The sequence below is a fragment of the Streptomyces sp. NPDC002386 genome (genome assembly GCF_053593175.1).
In genome coordinates, this window is the sequence record NZ_JBSFBX010000004.1 from 437,087 (window position 1) to 455,235 (window position 18,149).

The 18,149-nt window shown below is 74.7% G+C and carries 18 protein-coding genes; 12 read left to right on the top strand and 6 right to left on the bottom strand.

Annotated features, from left to right (window positions below; genetic code table 11):
- Positions 1–10 precede the first annotated feature (10 nt).
- The 3 genes from ACWCPN_RS11675 to ACWCPN_RS11685 all read left to right on the top strand — a co-directional run bounded on the left by ACWCPN_RS11675 (position 11) and on the right by ACWCPN_RS11685 (position 3,409).
- Entirely contained in the window at positions 11–760 is a 750-nt protein-coding gene (locus tag ACWCPN_RS11675) for a GntR family transcriptional regulator (protein WP_451204439.1), read from the top strand.
- Between the two features lie 26 nt (positions 761–786).
- Complete coding sequence (locus ACWCPN_RS11680; protein ID WP_451204441.1) at positions 787–1,938, top strand: type ISP restriction/modification enzyme; 1,152 nt, start codon at positions 787–789, stop codon at positions 1,936–1,938.
- Positions 1,939–2,212: 274 nt separating this feature from the next.
- Positions 2,213–3,409 (top strand): CaiB/BaiF CoA transferase family protein, encoded by a 1,197-nt coding sequence (locus ACWCPN_RS11685; protein WP_451204443.1) that lies wholly within the window; start codon positions 2,213–2,215, stop codon positions 3,407–3,409.
- Between the two features lie 94 nt (positions 3,410–3,503).
- On the opposite strand, the gene ACWCPN_RS11690 is transcribed toward ACWCPN_RS11685, so the two are convergent.
- The 3 genes from ACWCPN_RS11690 to ACWCPN_RS11700 form a co-directional block, all read right to left on the bottom strand.
- Complete coding sequence (locus tag ACWCPN_RS11690; protein ID WP_451204445.1) at positions 3,504–3,773, bottom strand: hypothetical protein; 270 nt, start codon at positions 3,771–3,773, stop codon at positions 3,504–3,506.
- A 126-nt stretch (positions 3,774–3,899) separates the two neighbouring features.
- Positions 3,900–4,712, bottom strand: coding sequence for an anti-sigma factor (locus ACWCPN_RS11695; RefSeq protein ID WP_451204447.1), 813 nt, complete (start codon positions 4,710–4,712; stop codon positions 3,900–3,902).
- Positions 4,709–5,251 carry a sigma-70 family RNA polymerase sigma factor gene (locus tag ACWCPN_RS11700; protein ID WP_365123065.1) on the bottom strand — a complete coding sequence of 181 codons (543 nt, stop codon included), beginning with the start codon at positions 5,249–5,251 and terminating at the stop codon, positions 4,709–4,711. The genes ACWCPN_RS11695 and ACWCPN_RS11700 overlap by 4 nt, the downstream gene beginning before the upstream one ends.
- A gap of 216 nt (positions 5,252–5,467) precedes the next feature.
- On the opposite strand from ACWCPN_RS11700, the gene ACWCPN_RS11705 reads away from it, so the two are divergent.
- The 4 genes from ACWCPN_RS11705 to ACWCPN_RS11720 all read left to right on the top strand — a co-directional run bounded on the left by ACWCPN_RS11705 (position 5,468) and on the right by ACWCPN_RS11720 (position 11,935).
- A complete protein-coding gene (locus ACWCPN_RS11705) occupies positions 5,468–7,009 on the top strand; it encodes a DUF4331 domain-containing protein (protein WP_451204449.1) in 1,542 nt (513 codons plus the stop codon).
- Between the two features lie 94 nt (positions 7,010–7,103).
- Entirely contained in the window at positions 7,104–8,612 is a 1,509-nt protein-coding gene (locus ACWCPN_RS11710; RefSeq protein WP_451204451.1) for a tetratricopeptide repeat protein, read from the top strand.
- Positions 8,609–10,273 (top strand): urease accessory protein UreH domain-containing protein, encoded by a 1,665-nt coding sequence (locus ACWCPN_RS11715; RefSeq protein ID WP_451204453.1) that lies wholly within the window; start codon positions 8,609–8,611, stop codon positions 10,271–10,273. Before ACWCPN_RS11710 ends, ACWCPN_RS11715 begins: the two co-directional genes overlap by 4 nt.
- Positions 10,274–10,318: 45 nt before the next feature.
- Entirely contained in the window at positions 10,319–11,935 is a 1,617-nt protein-coding gene (locus ACWCPN_RS11720; protein WP_451204455.1) for a serine/threonine-protein kinase, read from the top strand.
- A gap of 60 nt (positions 11,936–11,995) precedes the next feature.
- On the opposite strand, the gene ACWCPN_RS11725 is transcribed toward ACWCPN_RS11720, so the two are convergent.
- Positions 11,996–12,802 (bottom strand): SGNH/GDSL hydrolase family protein, encoded by an 807-nt coding sequence (locus ACWCPN_RS11725; protein WP_451204457.1) that lies wholly within the window; start codon positions 12,800–12,802, stop codon positions 11,996–11,998.
- A gap of 442 nt (positions 12,803–13,244) precedes the next feature.
- Here ACWCPN_RS11725 and ACWCPN_RS11730 point away from each other — a divergent pair, with 442 nt between their 5' ends.
- Both ACWCPN_RS11730 and ACWCPN_RS11735 read left to right on the top strand, forming a co-directional pair.
- On the top strand, positions 13,245–14,339 hold the full coding sequence (locus tag ACWCPN_RS11730; protein WP_451204459.1) for a DUF5925 domain-containing protein: 1,095 nt from the start codon (positions 13,245–13,247) through the stop codon (positions 14,337–14,339).
- A gap of 61 nt (positions 14,340–14,400) precedes the next feature.
- On the top strand, positions 14,401–15,171 hold the full coding sequence (locus ACWCPN_RS11735) for a DUF72 domain-containing protein (RefSeq protein WP_451204461.1): 771 nt from the start codon (positions 14,401–14,403) through the stop codon (positions 15,169–15,171).
- Positions 15,172–15,376: 205 nt separating this feature from the next.
- Here the strand turns inward: ACWCPN_RS11735 and ACWCPN_RS11740 are convergent, their stop codons facing one another.
- Positions 15,377–15,745: a GntR family transcriptional regulator gene (locus ACWCPN_RS11740; RefSeq protein ID WP_199209980.1), complete on the bottom strand. Its 369-nt coding sequence runs from the start codon at positions 15,743–15,745 to the stop codon at positions 15,377–15,379.
- Positions 15,746–15,817: 72 nt separating this feature from the next.
- On the opposite strand from ACWCPN_RS11740, the gene ACWCPN_RS11745 reads away from it, so the two are divergent.
- Positions 15,818–16,747, top strand: a complete 930-nt coding sequence (locus tag ACWCPN_RS11745) for an N-acetyltransferase family protein (RefSeq protein ID WP_451204463.1) — start codon at positions 15,818–15,820, stop codon at positions 16,745–16,747.
- Positions 16,728–17,228, top strand: coding sequence for a DUF402 domain-containing protein (locus ACWCPN_RS11750; protein WP_451204465.1), 501 nt, complete (start codon positions 16,728–16,730; stop codon positions 17,226–17,228). Before ACWCPN_RS11745 ends, ACWCPN_RS11750 begins: the two co-directional genes overlap by 20 nt.
- A gap of 33 nt (positions 17,229–17,261) precedes the next feature.
- Here ACWCPN_RS11750 and ACWCPN_RS11755 read toward each other — a convergent pair whose 3' ends face one another.
- Positions 17,262–17,882: a class I SAM-dependent methyltransferase gene (locus ACWCPN_RS11755; RefSeq protein WP_451204467.1), complete on the bottom strand. Its 621-nt coding sequence runs from the start codon at positions 17,880–17,882 to the stop codon at positions 17,262–17,264.
- A 113-nt stretch (positions 17,883–17,995) separates the two neighbouring features.
- Between ACWCPN_RS11755 and ACWCPN_RS11760 the strand changes: the two genes are divergently transcribed.
- Entirely contained in the window at positions 17,996–18,130 is a 135-nt protein-coding gene (locus ACWCPN_RS11760; RefSeq protein ID WP_365122470.1) for a hypothetical protein, read from the top strand.
- Positions 18,131–18,149 lie beyond the last annotated feature (19 nt).

The window sequence follows — 18,149 nt, forward strand, 5'->3', positions numbered from 1 at the left end:
GGATAGGCCCGTGACCTCCTTCGCCCCGGATTCGATCGTCCTGAACCGCAAGCTGCCGCTGTGGTATCAGGTGTCGCAGTCGCTGCGCGCCTCGATACTCGGCCGCTCACCGCGGGACCCGCTGCGCCTGCCCACCGAGGAGCGGCTCGCGGAGCACTACGGGGTGAGCGTGCTCACCATGCGGCAGGCGCTGAAGGAACTGGAGGACGAGGGGCTGATCAGCCGGCACCGGCGGCGCGGCACGTTCATCGAGCCCGACGCGCGACGCGGCGCCCCGGTGCGGCTGCTGGGCTCGGTGGACGCGATCGTCGCCCAGCAGTCGGGCATGACGACCGAACTGCTGGAGCAGGGCAGCACGCCCGTGACCGGCGAACTCGCCGAGTACTTCCCGGACCTGGCGGAGGTGGCCACGTACCACCGGCTGCGCAGCGACGAGAAGACCGGCGAGCCGACCAACCACGCCCGCAACCACGTCCGCCCCGAACTCGCCGCGCGCATCGACGTACGGGACCTGGTCCGCTGGCCGATGACGAAGGTGCTGCGGGACGTCGTCGGCGCGGACATCAGCCGCATCACGGACACCGTGGAGGCCCGGCTCGCCGACCCGGAGACGGCGCGGCTGCTCCAGGTGCCGCTGCTCAGCCCGATCCTGCACTACACGGGCGTGACCTACGACGCCGCCGGCCGGGCGCTGGACGTGGTGGTCATCCACTACCGGGGCGACCGCTTCTCCTTCACGGTGACCCTGGACGCCACCTGACCCGGCCGTCGCCGGCAGGCTCTACGATGCCCAGCGTGACGCACGACGACGCTCCGCCGCTGGCGGACCTCATGCCGTGGTCCGTCGCACCGCCGCGGCCGGGCCGCGCCTGGCCGACGGCGCCCGATCCCGCCTCCCTGCGGGCCCGCTGGGAGGCACTGCTCAGGGCCCATGGCCAGGACCGCGAGACCCTGTTCGAGCCGACCCGCTCCCGCACGGCGCACTCCGCGGTGGGCCAGCTCCCCGGCCAGTCCTCCGGCACCGAACGGCTGGCGCGCGCCGAGGGCCCCTGCGCCGAGCCGGTACGGGTGCTGGCGGCGCCCTTCGACGAGCAGTGGCTGATCCCGGACCACCGGCTGCTCGACGTGGCCCGGCCGGAGCTGTGGCGGGTGGCGGGCGAGCGGCAGGTGTTCGTGGTCGAGACGGGCGACGACGGTCCGCTGCTCGCGACCTCGCTCCTGCCGCTGCTGCGCCCCGGCCGCGTCCGGCCGCTGTACCGCCGCCCGGACGGCACGGAGCCGAACCTGGCGCCCGGTCTGCTGGACCACATGGCGAGCCTGCTGGGAGAACGCCCCACGGCAACGGACGTCCTGGCCTGGATCCTGGCGGCGGTCCGCCCCGGCCTCACCGTCCCGCTCACCCGGGACGCCGGTGTCTGGGACGCCGGCGTGGAGGTGGGCCGCCGCGTGCTGTGGCTGATGCGCCGCGACGGCGAACGCCCCAGACTGCCCGGCGGCCGCCGCCCCTACGTCCGCGCTCCCCTGCCCGCGCGGCCCCTCACCCTGCACTACGACCGCGAGGAGGAGGCGCTGCACCTCGACGGGGGCCGGGTCTCCCCCGTGCCGCCGGAGGCCTGGGACCACGAGGTGGGCGGGGTCCGGGTCCTGGAGGCCTGGTTCGCGGCCCGCACCGCCGCGGCGGATCCGGGCACCCTGGCAGCGATCCGTCCCGCCGCCTGGCCGCAGGCCTGGACCTCGGAGCTGCTGGAGCTGATCACGGTGCTGTCCCTGCTGGCGGAACTGCGACCGCTGCGCGCCGCCCTGGAGGTCACCTCACCGGTCACCGCGGCCGAGCTGCGCCGCGCGGGCGTCCTCCCGGTCCCCGCCTCCGCCCGCCGCCCCGCTTCGGTCCTGGACCACCGGGAGGAGGGCCCGGACGGCCAGTTCGCCCTGCTCTAGGTCGTGTCGTGCAGAGCGGCCTCCGGCCGGGCGGAGAGCCGCCGCGTCCCGCGGCCGGGCGGACCGGTCGACGTCCGCGTGACCCCGGGTGACCTCGCCGGGGAAGGAGTCCGCCGTCCGGCCACCGGGCCGCACCCGGGCCGCGGACGGCCGCCGGCACCTCGGCGATCAGGGCGAGCCGGCGTCCCGCGCGGTCCCGGTCCGTGCGGTCACGGTACGGGGCGTGGTGGCGGGGTGCTGACAGGACCGCCGGTCAGGGGAGATCATCCGGCTCATGGATCATCTGCCGCTGCCCCTGGAGGGCATCACCGTCGTCGCCGTCGAACAGGCCGTGTCCGCGCCCTTCGCCACCCGGCAGCTCGCCGACCTGGGCGCCCGGGTCGTGAAGGTGGAGCGGATCGACGGGGGTGACTTCGCACGGGGTTACGACACCGCCGCCGGGGGTCTCGCCTCGCACTTCGTGTGGTGCAACCGCGGCAAGGAGTCCATCGCCCTGGACCTGAAGGACCCGCGGGGACTGGCGGTCGTGCGGCAACTGGTGGCGGAGGCCGACGTGTTCGTGCAGAACCTGGCACACGGGGCCGCCGCCCGGCTGGGGCTGGACTCGGCCACGCTGTGCGCGGCGCACCCGCGGCTGATCGCCGTGGACATCTCCGGGTACGGCGGTTCGGGCCCGTACGCGGACAAGCGGGCGTACGACATGCTCGTGCAGTGCGAGGCCGGGCTCGTGTCGGTGACCGGTACGCCCGGGCAGCCGGTCAAGGCGGGCATTCCGGCGGCGGACATCGCGGCGGCCATGTACGCCTTCTCCGGTGTGCTGGCCGCGCTGGTCCGGCGGGGCACCACCGGCCGCGGCGGGCCGGTGCAGGTGTCGATGCTGGAGGCGCTCGCGGAGTGGATGGGGCATCCGCTGCACCACGCGATGCACGGGGGCGAGCCGCCGGCCCGCACCGGCCTCGCGCACGCCGTGATCGCCCCGTACGACGCCTATCCGACGGCGGACGGCGGGCGGGTGCTGCTGTCGGTGCAGAACGACCGGGAGTGGCGCCGGCTGGCCGGACAGGTCATGGGGCGGCCGGAGTTGGGGACGGACCCGGAGTTCGCGACGAACGCGGCCCGGGTGGCGAACCGGGGGCGGACCGACGAACTGGTCGCGGACGCGCTCGGGGCGCTCGGCGCCGACGAGGCGCTGACCCTGCTGGAGAAGGCCGGGATCGCCTGTGCGCGCCTGCGCGACCTGCACGAACTGGCGGACCATCCGCAGCTCGCGGCCCGGGAGCGGTGGCGTCGGGTGGGTACGCCGGTCGGGCCGCTGAAGGCGCTGCTGCCTCCCATCACGCTGCCGGGCGGGGACGAGGCACGGATGGGCGACGTGCCCGCGCTCGGACAGCACACCGCGGCCCTGCTGCGTGCCGTGGGGATGACGGACGACGAGATCGCAGCGTTGCGCCGGGACGGTGTGGCGGCCTGAGCGCGGGCCCCGGACGGGTTCCGGGACCGCCGGCCTGCTTCAGGGACCCCGCGGGGCCTCGCGGGGTTAGCTCGGTACTCGGCTCGGCGCCGGCTCAGTGCCCGCCGAACAGCGAGCGCCGCAGCCGGCGCAGCGGCGCGAACAGGGAGACCCGGCTGACCCGCCGGCCCCGGTCGCTGCGCTGGTGCGCGGTGCCACGTGCCGTCAGCTCTCGCATCAGCGAGGTGGCCTCGGCCGTCTCGACCTGCGGTATGGCGGGACCCGCCAGCACCGACAGATGGCGGTCGAGGCGCGAACTGGTCGCGCTGCTCCCGCAGGTGATCGCAGGGACCCTGGCCCTGCTGCGCACTGTTATCTGCTCCATGTCACTCCCCACCCGTACGAGTCCACCCGGCCCGGGCAGGGTAACCCTATCGCCCCGGTGGAGCACCCGTGTATCTCGCCCACAGGATTCACCTTCCCCGTAAGGGGGTTGACCATGCGTCGGCGACTACTCTCCGAATCCGACCGCTTTCAGGGTGAGTTGGGCAACCGGCTGACCAGTGGGCTGTGCCGATCCGCCGCCCGGCTCGACGGTCACGGCGAGTGACGTCGAGGATCTGCCGAGCCCCTTGGCGACCAAGGGCGTGTCGCCCGCGAGGAGGCCCAGGGAGCGCGGTAGCGCACGGGGGCGCATGAGCCAGAGCTGGTGCACGCGGCCACCGGACGGGGTGCCGTATCCGCTGAGGGTGACGACGGCCCGCCCCTCCGAGACGGAAGCGATCACTCCGATACCGCGGCCCCGGGCGTCCGCGCTCGCCGTGGCCCGGGCGTCGGGAGCGGCGAGAACGTGGGCGATCTCACGTGCCCGGACCTGCTCGGCGTCGAGCCGGTCCTGGGTGCGGTTCGCCTGGACGGCGAAGAGGGAGGCGACGACGAGGGCCGCGGCGGCGGTCGCCGTGGCGAACGGGGCGAGGAGAGGGCGCGTCCGGGGCGTACGGGCGCGCGCCGGTGGCGGCTGGCCGCCCCAGACGTGCGGGGGCAGTTGGGGCGCGCGCTCCCGTGCGGGCGGCTGTTCCTGGGGGGTGGCGCGGACGGCGGCCAGCACCCGGTCGCGCAGGGCGGCGGGCGCGGGAGCGGCCGTGGACCAGGCGAGGCGTACCGCGTCCTCGGACAGCGCGCGCGTCTCGGCGGCGCAGCGGTCGCATTTCCCCAAGTGCTTCTCGAAGCGGCGCCGTTCGCCGGGTTCGAGGGCGTCGAGCGCGTAGGGGGCGGCGAGGGAGTGCAGGTCCCCGCGGCCCAGCAGGCGGCCGAGGGCGCTCACGCGGCACCTCCCAGGCACTCGCGCAGCCGGGTGAGCCCGTCGCGCATCCGGGTCTTGACCGTGCCGAGCGGCAGGGAGAGCCGCTCGGCCACCTCACGGTAGGTGTACCCGTCGTAGTAGGCGAGGGTGACGGACTGGCGTTGCAGCGCCGTGAGCCGGTTCAGGCAGCGGCGCACCCACTCGCGCTCCAGTCCGGCCTCCACCTCCTCGGCGACGTGGTCGAAGGCCGGTTCCCCGGCGCGCAGGGCCTCCCGCTGCTCGCGTTCGCCGGCCGCGCGGGCGCTGCGCACCCGGTCGACGGCGCGACGGTGGGCGAGGGTGAGGATCCAGGACAGGGCGCTGCCCCGCCGGGGGTCGAACCGGCCCGCGGAGCGCCACAGTTCGAGCAGCACCTCCTGGGCCACCTCCTCTGACTGCGAGGGGTCGCGCACCACCCGCCGCACCAGCCCGAACACCGGGCCGGAGACCAGTGCGTACAGATCCTCGAACGCCCTCTGGTCGCCGCCCGCCACGAGCACCAGCAATTCGTCCGCCTCCACGCCGGTCCGCCCTCCGTGGCCGCAGCCGGACCGGCCCCCGCCTCTGACTCCACGCATCCGCACGAGCGCACACCTCCGGCGGTTGATACGCATCTGCGGGCCGAAAACGCGGGTCCCGGGAGGACCTAAAGAAATTCTCCGGCCGACCAATCCGATCGGCGATCCCGCTCCGTATACCCGTCCGTCAAAGCAAGTCGGGTACTGAGGACGGACGGCATGACACCTCTCTTCTCCAGGAGCGGCACCGGTCGCAAGGGCCTGGTCACGCTCATCTGTGGTGCGCTGGCCGCCGGGGGGCTCGCAGCCGCCGGCGTCGCCACGCTGGAACCCGGGGCGGCCTCCGCCTCCTCCCACCGCGAGGCCCCGCTCATCTCGGGGACACCGCAGTACGACAACACGGACCTCTACGCGTTCGTCAGCCCGGACAAGCCCGACACCACGACGATCGTGGCCGACTGGATCCCGTTCGAGGAGCCGGCGGGCGGCCCGAACTTCTACACGTTCGCGGACGACGCGCAGTACGACATCCACATCGACAACAACGGTGACGCGCAGGGCGAGCTGCTGTTCCGCTACACCTTCAAGACGCACACGAAGAACGGCGACACGTTCCTGTACAACACCGGTCCCGTCACCAGCCTGGACGACCCGGACCTCAACATCACGCAGACGTACGACATCGACCTGATCCGGACGAGGAACCAGCACGAGGTGTCGCGGACCAAGGTCGCGGACGACGTGCCGGTGGCGCCGTCGAACGTGGGCAAGGCGTCCATGCCGGACTACGGCAAGCTGCGCTCGCAGGCCGTGTACAAGGCGGCGGGCGGTGCCGCGACCTTCGCCGGCCAGGCCGACGACCCGTTCTTCCTGGACCTGCGGGTGTTCGACCTGCTCTACGGCGGCAACCTCACCGAGGTCGGCCGGGACACGCTCAAGGGCTACAACGTCAACACGATCGCCCTGCAGGTCCCCAACGACCTGATACGCGAGTCCGGCGAGCAGCCGGTCGTCGGTATCTGGTCGACCACCCAGCGCCGCAACGCGCAGGGCTACTACTCGCAGGTCTCGCGCCTCGGCAACCCGCTGGTGAACGAGGTCGTCAACCCGCAGAAGGACAAGGACCGGTTCAACGCGTCGCAGCCCGCGTACGACGCCCAGTTCCTGAAGAACGTGACCAACCCCGAGCTGCCGAAGCTCATCGAGGGCATCTACAAGATCAAGGCGCCCGCCGAGCCGCGCAACGACCTGGTCGACGTCTTCCTCAAGGGCGTCAAGGGACTCAACCAGCCGCCGAACGGCAAGCCTTCGGAGCAGTTGCGGCTGAACACCTCCATCAAGCCGGCCATGCATCCCAAGCGGCTCGGTGTCCTGGACGGTGACAACGCGGGCTTCCCGAACGGCCGCCGGCTCACCGACGACGTGATCGACGAGGCGCTCCAGGTCGTGGAGGGCGAGCTGGTCGGCGCCAAGAACGACCTGGGCGACGCGGTGGACAAGAACGACAAGAAGTTCGAGAAGTACTTCCCGTACGTGGCCGAACCCACCGCCGGTTCGCGCGGCGCGCTCGCCAAGGGCACGACCAAGGGCGCGGACGTGCGCAGCCAGCTCGGCGACGCGCTGCGGCCGGCCGGGGCCGGCTCCGCCGGCTCCGGGAACACCGTGCTGATCGCCGCCTCGGCGGCCTCGGGCGCGGCGGGCATCCTGCTGATCTGCACCGCCCTCGCCTGGTGGCGCCGCCGGATGCAGCGCCCGTACTGACACACCCCCCGAACCGGCGCGGCCCGCTTCCCTTCCCCCACGGCGGGCCGCGCCCTCCCGCTTCCCACCGGCACCAGGCGATCCAGGAGACGGCATGGCCCCGCGCACCAACGACGAGGAGACCGGCGGGCGTCCGGCCCGCACGGCCGGGTCCGGCGCCCCGGCGCCCGGCACCGAACCCGCACCGCCGCCCGAGTCCGGCACCCCGCCGGAGGAGCGGCGGGGCGAGGCGGGCGCCGAGGAGCGGGTGGCCGCCGTGCGGCGGACCGGGGCCGCGGCGCGACGCCTGCGGGCCGCGCGCCTCGCGGGGCCGGCGGTGCTGCTGGCGGTCGCGCTGACCGGCGGCGCGATCGCCGTCGGCGCCGGGCGTGACGGCCGGCCGGTACCGGCGGCGGCCTCCGGTGCCGTCGATCCCGGGGTGCTGGGCGGCGGGAACCTGGACGCGGCCGTCACCTCCCTGCAGAGCCATCTGCGGTCACAGCCCCGCGACCACGGCGGCTGGGCCACGCTCGGGCTGGCCTATGTCGAGCAGGCGCGGACCAAGGGCGACCCGGCCCGGTACCCGCAGGCCGAGAAGGCCCTGGAGCGGTCCCTCGAGCTGGCCCCCGGCAACGACCAGGCCCTGGCGGGCCGGGCCGCCCTCGCCGCCGCCCGGCACGACTTCGCCGGCGCTCTCGGCTACGCGGACCGGGCGCTGCGGCGGAACCCGTACGGCGAACGCGCCCTGTGCTCCCGGATCGACGCCCTGGTGGAGCTCGGCCGGTACGGGGAGGCGTCCCGGGCGGCCGCCACCGCTGACGAACGCAGGCCCGGGGTACCGGTCTTCACCCGGTACGCCTACGTCCGCGAGCTGCGCGGCGACGTGCCGGCGGCCCGGCGGGTGCTGCGGCAGGCGCTCGACGCCGCCGCCTCACCCGGCGACGTGGCCTACGTGGCCGCCCAGCTGGGCCAGCTCGCCTGGAACCAGGGGCGGTACGCGTCGGCGCTCGGCTACTACTCCCGGGCCCTGGCCGCCGACGACACCTACCTGCCGGCGCTGGAGGGCCGGGCCAGGGCGCAGGCGGCGAGCGGGCACCGGGACGAGGCGATCCAGGGGCTGCGGTCCGTGGTCGCCCGCTATCCGCTGCCCGGGCCGCTGGTCGCGCTCGGCGAGCTGTACGAGGCCCGTGGCGCGGCCGGCGACCGGGCGCGGGCGCACGAGCAGTACGCGCTCGTGGACGCCTGGACCGCCCTGGCCCGGGCCAACGGTGTCGACGTCGACCTCGACACCGCGCTGGCCGCCGCCGACCACGGCGACAAGGCGTCCGCGCTGCGCGCCGCCCGCGCCGAGTGGGCGCGCCGGCACACCGTGCACACCGCGGACGCCCTCGCCTGGGCGCTGCACGTCAACGGCCATGACGAGGAGGCTCTCCCGCTGGCCCGCCGGGCCACGGCCACCGGCTACCGCAACGCCGGCTTCCTCCAGCACCGCGGCATGATCGAGCTGGCCACGGGCCGCACCGCGGACGGCCGTGCCTCGCTGCGGGCGGCGCTGCGGCTGAACCCCGGCTTCTCGCCGCTGGGCGCGGCGCGGGCCCGGAAGGCACTGGAGGCCGCGAAGTGACGCTCCGCCGCCCGGTCGCCCTGGTCGCGGCCGTCCTGACCGCCGCCTGCGGCCTCGCGCTGCTGCCCGCCGCCGCGGCGAGCGCGCACCCCCTCGGCAACTTCACGGTGAACCGGTACGACGGGCTCGTCGCCGCTCCGGGCCGGCTCCTCGTGGACCACGTGGAGGACCTGGCGGAGATCCCGGCGACCCAGGCCGGGCCCGCCGTCCGGCGACTGGGTCTGGGCGCGTGGGCCGAGCGGCGGTGCGCCGAGGCCGCCGGGGACAGCGCGCTGACCGTCGCGGGCCGCGCCACCGCGCTGACGCCGGTGAGCGCCCGGGCCCGGCTGCGGCCCGGGCAGGCGGGTCTGCACACCCTGCGCCTGGAGTGCCGGTTCACCGCGCCGCTGCCGAAGGGTGAGCCGGTCGCCCTAGGCTTCCACGGCGCCGCGGCCGGCGGCGGACCCGGCTGGCGGGAGATCACCGCCCGCGGCGACCGCATGACGCTCACCGCGACGGACGTGCCGGCCCGGTCCGTCTCGCACGAACTGACCACGTACCCCAAGGACCTGCTGTCCTCACCGGCCGACACCACCGGCGCCTCCCTGCGGGTGCGCCCCGGCGGACCGGCCCTCGCCGAGGAGCGGCGGGACGCGCCCGGCGCCGCGGTCCTGCCCCGGGGCGCCGACCGCTGGACCCGAGCCCTGGACGATCTGGTCGCCCGGCACGACCTCACCCTCGGCTTCGCCGTGCTGGCGCTGCTCATCGCGATCGCGCTCGGCGCCCTGCACGCACTCGCCCCTGGGCACGGCAAGACCCTGATGGCGGCGACGGCGGCCGCGCGCGGTGGCCGGTCCCGGCTGCGGGACGTACTGCCGCTGGCCGCGTCGGTGACGGTGACGCACACCCTCGGCGTGGTCGCGCTGGGGCTGCTCGTCACCGCCGGGTCGGCGGCCGCGCCCTCGGTGATCGCCTGGCTGGGCATGGCGGGCGGCGCCCTGGTGCTCGCGGCGGGCGCCGGTCTGGTGCGCCGGGCCTGGCGCGACCGGGTACGCGCGCGTGCGCTTCCGCGGGCTCGACCGGTCCCGCGGGAGCGTCCGTTGGTGCTGGTCGGCGCGGACGAGGAAGCCGCGGGCGCCGGTCACCCCCACCCCGACCACCACCACCACGACCACGACCACGACCACGGGCATCACGACCACGGGCATCACGACCACGGGCATCACGACCACGGGCACCGTCCTCACGACCGGCACCACCGTCACCACCCCGACGAGGAGCACCACGACGGTGTGGTGCACACGCACGGCGGCCACACCCACAGTCACCCCACGGCACCCACCCTGCGCGGCACGATCCTGCTCGGGTTCGCCGGCGGTCTGGTGCCCAGCCCCTCCGCCGTGGTCGTGCTGGTCGGCGCCGCGGCGCTCGGCAAGGCCTGGTTCGGGCTGCTGCTGGTCGTGGCGTACGGCGCCGGTCTGGCGCTGACGCTGACGGCGGCCGGGTTCGCGGTGGTCCGGCTGGGCTCGGGGGTCGCTCGGGTGCTGGACCGGCGCCCGCGCTGGACGTCACATCCGCTGACCGGGCTGGTCCGCCGCACCCTGCCGCTCGCGTCCGCGCTGGTCGTCGTCGCCCTGGGTGCGGGACTGCTGCTCAAGGGGGCCGCGTCCGCGGTCGGCTGAGCTACTTTTGTGGAGGAATCACGTCAGATGCCGTGGGGGGCAGCCGTGTCCGAAGAGCCGGGCCGTGAACGCGTGATCGGGGGCCGCTACCGTCTGCTGGCCCCGCTCGGCGAGGGCGGCATGGGCACCGTGTGGCGGGCCCGTGACGAGGTGCTGTACCGCGAGGTGGCCGTCAAGGAGGTCCGGGCCCCGGCGGGACTGCCCGCCTCCGACGTCGAGCGGATGTACGCGCGCCTGGAGCGCGAGGCGTGGGCGGCGGCCCGGGTCGCCGACCGCAACGTGGTCACGGTGTACGACGTGGCGCTGGAGGGCGGCCGGCCCTGGATCGTGATGGAGCTGGTCCGCGGGCGGTCGCTGGCCGACCGGCTGGACGGCGAGGGTCCGTTGCCGCCGGCGCGGGCGGCGCACGTCGGCGCGGAGGTGCTGGCCGCGCTGCGCGCCGCGCACGCGGCCGGGGTGCTGTACCGGGACGTGAAGCCGGCCAACGTGCTGCTGGCCGAGGACGGCCGGGTGGTGCTGACCGACTTCGGCATCGCCACGGTCGAGGGCAGCTCCGCGCTGACGATGACCGGCGAGGTGATCGGCTCGCCCGAGTTCCTCGCGCCGGAACGGGCGCTGGGGCGGACCCCGGGCCCGGAGTCGGACCTGTGGTCGCTGGGCGTGCTGCTGTACGCGGCCGTCGAGGGCAGTTCGCCGTTCCGCCAGGACACCCCGCTGAGCACCCTGCGGGCCGTCGTGGACGAGGAGTTGCCGCCGCCGCGCCGGGCCGGGCCACTGGCCCCGGTCATCGAGGGGCTGCTGCGCAAGGACCCGGCGGAGCGGCTGCCCGCCGAACAGGCCGAGCGGGACCTGCGGATCGTCGCGGCGGGCGGCACGACGGCGACCCGTGCGGCGGCGCCGTACGCCACGACGCTCGCGGCCCGGCCGCGCCGGCCCTCCCCCGGCCCGCCGGCACCACCGGCGGCGGGGAGTCCGGAACCCTCGGCCACGGCCGCCGGGGCGGAGCGCGGCCGGCGGGCCGGACCGGTGCTCGTCGCCGGTCTGCTCGCGGTCCTGCTGGCGGTCGCGGGCCTGACGTACGCCCTCCGCGACCACGGCGGCGGCGGGGGCCGGGCGGACGAGGGCACGCACACCAGCCGGACGGGCGGCACCCGTTCCGGCGCCTCCGGCACCGCCAAGGACACGGACACGGGCACGGGCGAGGGCACGGGCGAGGGCACCGGGGCGCCGCGGCCCGCGCCGAGCAGCGGCGCGGCGAGCGGCCGTCCCGCCCAGTCGGTGCACGTCACGCTGGCCGGCGCGCACACGGCGTACGCCGGGAGCTGTCCGCCGCCGGACGCGCAGGCACCCGCGTTCACGGCGACGTTCACCGTCGGGCGGCTGCCGGCGCGGGTGGAGTACCGGTGGGTGCTCGCGCACGGTTCGCTCTCCGACCCGGGATGGAAGACGCTGACGTTCCCGGCGGACGGCGGCAGGAGCAGGCAGGCGCGGGTGACCGTCACCGCGTACGCCGACGGAGGGACGGTGGAGAACGGGATGAGCGTGGAGGTGCGTGCTCCGGTGCGGACCACGTCGAACGCGGTGCCGTTCTCGGTCACCTGCACGACTGAGGCGGAGACCCCGTCGGACGGGGCCTCCGCCTCACCTTCGGGCTCGCCCTGAGAGTTCACTCCCACGGGTCGGCCCTGGAGGAGCCTTGGTTGACGGCCTCACCCGCCCGGCTCAGGCCGCGTTGGTGAGCAGCGGCAGATAGCCGCTGGACTGGCCGGTCGCGGTGGGGTGGTACGACTCGCCGATGTCGAGCCAGTTGACGCTGTGGAGCCAGGAGCTGCTGGAGCAGATCTCGTGGCCGGTGAACGTGGTGCGTACGTCACCGAAGACGAAGTTGTGGTCGAGGGCGCGCTTCTGGACGGCGTTGTCGAGGTAGTCGGCCGCGTCGTTGATCGCGGACCGCTTGGTCTCGGAGAGGCCCAGGCACGCCTGCCCGAGCTTGTAGAAGCGGGGGTAGCCGATGACGACGACCCGGGCGGAGGGGGCTCTGGCGCTGATCGCGTCGTACACGGTGTCGAGCTTGCCGGGGAGCGTGGAGTCGACGTACGCCCTGGCGGTGTTGATCTTGGCAAGGCAGGTGCTGTCGGACGAGGTGACACAGGTCGTCATGACGTCGGCGAAACCGGCGTCGTTGCCGCCGATGGTGATCGACACCAGGCCGGTGGAGGAGTTGAGCGAGCCGAGCTGATTGGCCAGCACGTCGCCCGTCTTGGCGCCCGAGCAGGCGTTGAAGGCGAAGGAGGACGGGCTGTGGGCGGCGTTCCACAGGTACGGGTACGCCTTGGTGCTGCGGTCGCAACTGCCGCTGGAACTGATGTAACTGCCCGATCCGACCCCCGAGGAGTAGGAGTCGCCGAGCGCCACGTAGCCGCCGGTCACGGCGGTCGAGGAGGCCTGCGCCGTGGCTGCCCCGGTGAGGGAGAGGCCGGTGGCGAGGAGGAGCGAGGTCACGAATCCGGTAAGTCGGGAACGTCTCATGGAACCTCCCTTTAGCAGGATCTCTGCCGTAACTGTCGTAGCAACTACGCGTGTTGACTGGAAGTGTCCATGCCAAGAACTTTTTCGATCTCAACGACTTCTCACGACCTCTCGACGCAATCGCCCCAGGAAGTTCACCGCCCGGCGTATTGCGCACCCGCGCCGCCCCACCCGCCCGACGGGCCGTCAGCCAGCCCCGCGGGCAGGCCCGGCGCATGCCTCACGGCGGCTCGGGGGCCGCACGCCCGGGGAAGGAGGGCGTCCCGGCGGCACCCCCGAGCGGGGCGCCGTGCCGACGACACCGAGGCCCCCCTCCTGCGCTCATGACGTCTCGTCACGGATGACCGCGACGGTGGGAACCGGGCTCACGGCGGTGGGGGGAACACCCGACAAGGGGTGGAAATGCCGTGCACCGAGGGCATCGGTGCCGGATCATGGCGGCATGTCTGCGAACCCACACGACGCTCTGCCGATCCGGCTCCACGTCGACGACTCCGACTCGCCGTCCGACGTCGTCGACGCGCTGTTCCTCGGCCGCTTCGCGACGGGCGAGCAGCCGTACTCCCACGCGGTGAACATCGACCGCGTGCGCTCCGGCGCGACCCTGCTGCCGGACGGCGCCCGGGTGCTGCGGGCCGCCCGCGACGACGACCGCAGCGCCACCCTCGCCGAGGGCGACGGCTGGACGCTGCTGGTCTCCCGGTGGAACCGGGGCGCGGACATCACGGTGACCGCGACCAGCGCCGAACTGGCGAAGACGGTCCTGGACCGGGCGACGGACGGCGCGGCCGACGAACCCGAGCCGCAGCCGGAGAACGTGACCATGGGCTTCTGGTACGTCTCCCCGCGCCGCGGCCCGCACCGCACCACGCGGCAGATCTCGGCGGGCACCTGGGACGAGGTCCGGCCCAACTACACCGCGCCCGTCGCGGACGCGATGGACCGCCTGATGAAGACGACCCCGGAGGACATCGCCGGCCGTCTGCTCCTGCTGCACGGGCCGCCCGGCACCGGCAAGACCTCCGCGCTGCGCACGCTCGCCCGTTCCTGGCGCGACTGGTGCCAGGTGGACTGCGTACTCGACCCGGAGCGGCTCTTCTCCGACGTCGGCTATCTGATGGACATCGCGATCGGCGAGGAGGACGCGGCGGGCAAGGGCCGCTGGCGGCTGCTCCTGCTGGAGGACTGCGACGAGCTGATCCGGGGCGAGGCCAGGCACACCGCGGGCCAGGCCCTGTCCCGGCTGCTCAACCTCACCGACGGCCTGCTCGGCCAGGGCCGCAACGTCCTGGTCGGCGTCACCACCAACGAGGACCTGGAGCGGCTGCACCCGGCCGTCGTACGGCCCGGCCGCTGTCTGGCCCGCATCGAGGTGGGCCCGCTGACCCGCGCCGAGGCGGTCGGCTGGCTCGGCACCGAGGAGGGCGTCGGCCGCGACGGCGCCACCCTGGCCGAGCTGTACGCGCTGCGCCGGGGCACGGCGCCGACGTCGGTGCCGGGGGCCCGGGAGGGGGCGGACGCGGGGCTGTACCTGTAGCCGGAGGCTCTCCGGTCCCGGCGGACCTGTGGGCGGCGGCCTCCGGTGCTTTGATGGCCGTATGACCGTGTTCGTCGGCACGTCGGGATGGCAGTACAAGGACTGGCGGGACGTCGTCTACCCGGCGGGGGTGCCGGCGCGGCTGTGGCTGGAGGAGTACACGCGCCGGTTCCTGACCGTGGAGATCAACAACGCGTTCTACCGGCTGCCGACCTACGACAACTTCGCCGCCTGGCGGGTGCGGGTGCCGCCGGACTTCGTGGTCGCGGTCAAGGCCAGCCGCTATCTGACCCACATCAGGCGCCTGAAGGACCCCGAGGAGCCGGTGCACCGGCTGATGACCCACGCCGCGGGTCTGGGCGACCGGCTGGGCCCGGTCCTGCTCCAGCTCCCGCCGACCCTGCGCGCTGACCCGTCCCTGCTGGACGCCTGCCTGGCCTGCTTCCCGCCGGGCGCACGGGTCGCCGTCGAGCCGCGGCACGACTCCTGGTGGACGGCCGAGGTGCGCGAGGTGCTGTCGTCCCGGGGCGCCGCCCTGTGCTGGGCGGACGTCCTGGCCCGGCCGGTCACCCCGCTGTGGCGCACCGCCGGCTGGGGCTACGTCCGCTTCCACCAGGGGCGCGCGCATCCGTGGCCGCGCTACGGCAGACGCTCCCTGGAGACCTGGGCGGACCGGATCGCGACGACCTGGCCCGAGGGCGAGGACGTGTACGCGTACTTCAACAACGATCCCGGGGGCGCGGCGGTGCGGGACGCGGTGACGTTCGCGGGGGCGGCGCGCCGGGCGGGCCTGGCGGTGACCCGGACGCCGGAACCGGCGGGGGTGCGCTGACCCGGGGCCCGCCGTCCGGGTCGGGCCGGGGAGACGCCCTCTAGGGGGCGTCTCGCCGATCTTCGTGGATCAGGCCGCGGCGTCCGGTGCGGTGCCTCGGCGTGCGGTCGAGTCGCCGTCGTACCGGGCGTACGTGGGCGGTTCGGGCGTGCGGCGAGGTGCCGTGCCGGACGCCGCGGACCCGCGAAGACCGGGGAGACGCCCCCTAGTCCCCGTAGGCCGCGCGCAGGGCGTCCCGCACCGCGGCCAGGGCGTCCTCCTCGCCCAGCCCGAGCCGGTGCGCCCGCTCCGCGTAGGCCTGGGCGGCCGACGCGGCCTCGCGCACCGCGGCCGGGCCGGCGGCCGCCACGACCGTGCCGTTGCGGCCCCTCGTCTCGATCACCCCGTCGCCCTCCAGCGCCCGGTACGCCTTGGCCACCGTGTTCACCGCGAGCCCCAGCGACTCGGCCAGGCCGCGCACGGTCGGCAGCCGGTAGCCCACCGGCAGGGCCCCGGACCGTGCCTGCTCGGAGATCTGCGCCCGTACCTGCTCGTACGGCGGCGCGCTGTCATCGATGTGGATCTTCAGGCTCACAGGGCCGATTGTCCCGCACCCGGCGGAAAATGGGAGGCACCCCCGGGGCCCCGGCCCGTACGGTGCCTCCCCATGACAGTGATCGTGCGCGACCTGCGCCCCGACGACCCGGCCGACATCGAGGGCTACGCCCGGGTCCGCCATCTCGCCCTGCCGTACATCCTGTTCACCCCCGAGTCGGTCCGCCACCTCGTCACCCACAGCCATCCCGACGCCCGGTTCCGCCCGCTGATCGCCGTCGAGGACGGCGAGGTGATCGGCGTCGCCGGGGTCTCCCTGGCGTACGACAGCCCGGAGCCGGGCCAGGGCCTCCTCAACGTCTACGTCCGCCCGGACCGGACCGGCAGGGGGGCCGGCCGGCTGCTCGTCCGCGCGGCCGAGGAGCACCTCGACGCCGTCGGCGCGACCACGCTGTACACCTGGGTCCTCGACGAGCCCGCCAACCGCGCCTTCGCCGAGCGGAACGGCTTCACCGTGGGCCGCCCGGCCCACTTCCTCCGTCTCGACCTGACCGACGGCACCCTCCCGCCGATCCCGGAGGCCCCGGCGGGCGTCGAGCTGCGCACGGCCGCGGACTTCGCGGACGACCCGCGCCCGCTGTTCGAGCTGGAGGCGGCGACGGTGGCCGACGAACCGGGCATGGTGCCCATCGAGTTGAGGGACTACGACGCCTGGCTCGAGCAGAACTGGCGGCATCCGCTGCTGAACCACGAGCTGACCACCGCCGCGGTCGTCGACGGCCGGCCGGTCGCCTTCACCGTGGCCTACACCGACGGCGGCGGCCGCTACGTGACCGCGATGACGGGCACCCTGCGCACCCACCGCGGCCGCGGCCTGGCCAAACTGGCCAAGATCCACTCGCTGCACCGGGCCCGGGCCGCCGGCGTCACCGAGGCCTTCACGGGCAACGACGCCGGCAACGACCCGATGATCGCGGTCAACAAGTGGCTCGGGTACGAGATCTGCGCGACGGAGGTGCGCTATGTCCGCCCCGCCGGCTGACCCGGCCGGCCGGGTGGAGGTCGTCCTGGTCAAGGGCGGCCGTACGAAGATCCGTTACCCGGCGGAGCTGCTGCACGAGGACGGCGTCCGCGTCTCGGTACGGGCCCCGTGGGCGGGCGAGGGCGTGCGCGACTTCGGGTTCGTGGGCTTCGAGCCGGGCGACGTGTTCACCGAGCACTACTGGCTGGACCGGTGGTACGCGGTGAAGGAGGTCCGGGCCGGGGACGGCACCCTGAAGGGCTGGTACTGCGACATCACCCGGCCGGCCGTCCGGTCCGGCACCGAGCTGGTCGTCGAGGACCTCGACCTGGACCTGTGGTGCTCGGCCGACGGCCGGGACGTACGGCGGCTGGACGAGGACGAGTTCGCCGAGAGCGGGCTGGCGGAGCGGGACCCCGGGGCCGCGTCGGCCGCCGTGGCCGCCCTGGACGAGCTGGAGACGCTGGCCCGCGAGGTCGGCTTCGGCGACCTGCCGGCCTGAGAACCGCGAGGGCCCCGCAGGGCCCGCACCCCGCTACACGGTCGCCAGCACCGCGTACCGCTCGTCGTCCACGGCCTTGCCCCACAGCACCGGGTAGCCCGACAGCCGCTCCACGCGCGCGCCGGAGGTCAGCGGCTCCAGCAGGGACACGAGCCGGGCGGCGGGTATGCCCACCGGGCTGAGGGTCCCCCAGACGCCCTCGACCAGCACGAACCGCCCTCCGGGCCGCAGCAGGGTGCGCCAGTGGCGCAGGACGCGCGCGGGGTCGGGCAGCGTCCACAGCACATGCCGGACGAGGACCACGTCATGGCTCCGCTCGCCCACCGGCGGTGACGCGGCGTCCCCCCGGAGGACCGCCGCGTCGCGCCCGGCGAGCTTGGCGCGGGCCAGGTCGACCATGGCCGGGGAGCTGTCCACCCCGGTCACCCGGTGTCCCTGCTCGGCGGCGAGGAGCGAGAGGCTGCCGGTGCCGCAGCCGAGGTCGAGGACGTCGGCGGGGTCTCCGGGCAGCCAGCCGCGCAGCCGGTCCGCCCAGGCGGCACGCACCTCGGGGGCCCGCAGCCCGTGGTCGGGCTCGTCGTCGAAGGCGGCGGCCTGCGCGTCCCAGTCCGTCCCGGTGTCCGTCGCGGCCCGTCGCTCACTCTCGTTCGTCATGTACCGCAGAGTGACATCCGCCACTGACAATCCGGCATAGATGAGCAAGTCTCCCCAAAAGTGCCTGTCTCCGTGGCGACGCGGAACCCGGTGGGCACCGTGAGGAGGCAGCCATGCGCCGTGTGACCGTGCAGAAGCCGCTGAAGAGGACGGACAGCCGCCGGCTCCGGGAAGAGGCGGAGGAGCGCCCGGCGGGGCGTCCCGAGGTGCGCAAGGACATCGCACGCACCTGGTGGCCCGACGGGTAGCCGGCCCGCCCCCGCCGGC

What these genes read in the sequence shown, in the direction of transcription:
- ACWCPN_RS11710 (WP_451204451.1), top strand. Translation starts at nt 7,104, where the DNA reads ATGGCCCCGCGCACCAACGACGAGGAGACCGGCGGGCGTCCGGCCCGC.
- ACWCPN_RS11705 (WP_451204449.1), top strand. Translation starts at nt 5,468, where the DNA reads ATGACACCTCTCTTCTCCAGGAGCGGCACCGGTCGCAAGGGCCTGGTC.
- ACWCPN_RS11750 (WP_451204465.1), top strand. Translation starts at nt 16,728, where the DNA reads ATGTCCGCCCCGCCGGCTGACCCGGCCGGCCGGGTGGAGGTCGTCCTG.
- ACWCPN_RS11755 (WP_451204467.1), bottom strand. Translation starts at nt 17,882, where the DNA reads ATGACGAACGAGAGTGAGCGACGGGCCGCGACGGACACCGGGACGGAC.
- ACWCPN_RS11745 (WP_451204463.1), top strand. Translation starts at nt 15,818, where the DNA reads ATGACAGTGATCGTGCGCGACCTGCGCCCCGACGACCCGGCCGACATC.
- ACWCPN_RS11680 (WP_451204441.1), top strand. Translation starts at nt 787, where the DNA reads ATGCCCAGCGTGACGCACGACGACGCTCCGCCGCTGGCGGACCTCATG.
- ACWCPN_RS11730 (WP_451204459.1), top strand. Translation starts at nt 13,245, where the DNA reads ATGTCTGCGAACCCACACGACGCTCTGCCGATCCGGCTCCACGTCGAC.
- ACWCPN_RS11685 (WP_451204443.1), top strand. Translation starts at nt 2,213, where the DNA reads ATGGATCATCTGCCGCTGCCCCTGGAGGGCATCACCGTCGTCGCCGTC.
- ACWCPN_RS11725 (WP_451204457.1), bottom strand. Translation starts at nt 12,802, where the DNA reads ATGAGACGTTCCCGACTTACCGGATTCGTGACCTCGCTCCTCCTCGCC.
- ACWCPN_RS11690 (WP_451204445.1), bottom strand. Translation starts at nt 3,773, where the DNA reads ATGGAGCAGATAACAGTGCGCAGCAGGGCCAGGGTCCCTGCGATCACC.
- ACWCPN_RS11735 (WP_451204461.1), top strand. Translation starts at nt 14,401, where the DNA reads ATGACCGTGTTCGTCGGCACGTCGGGATGGCAGTACAAGGACTGGCGG.
- ACWCPN_RS11760 (WP_365122470.1), top strand. Translation starts at nt 17,996, where the DNA reads ATGCGCCGTGTGACCGTGCAGAAGCCGCTGAAGAGGACGGACAGCCGC.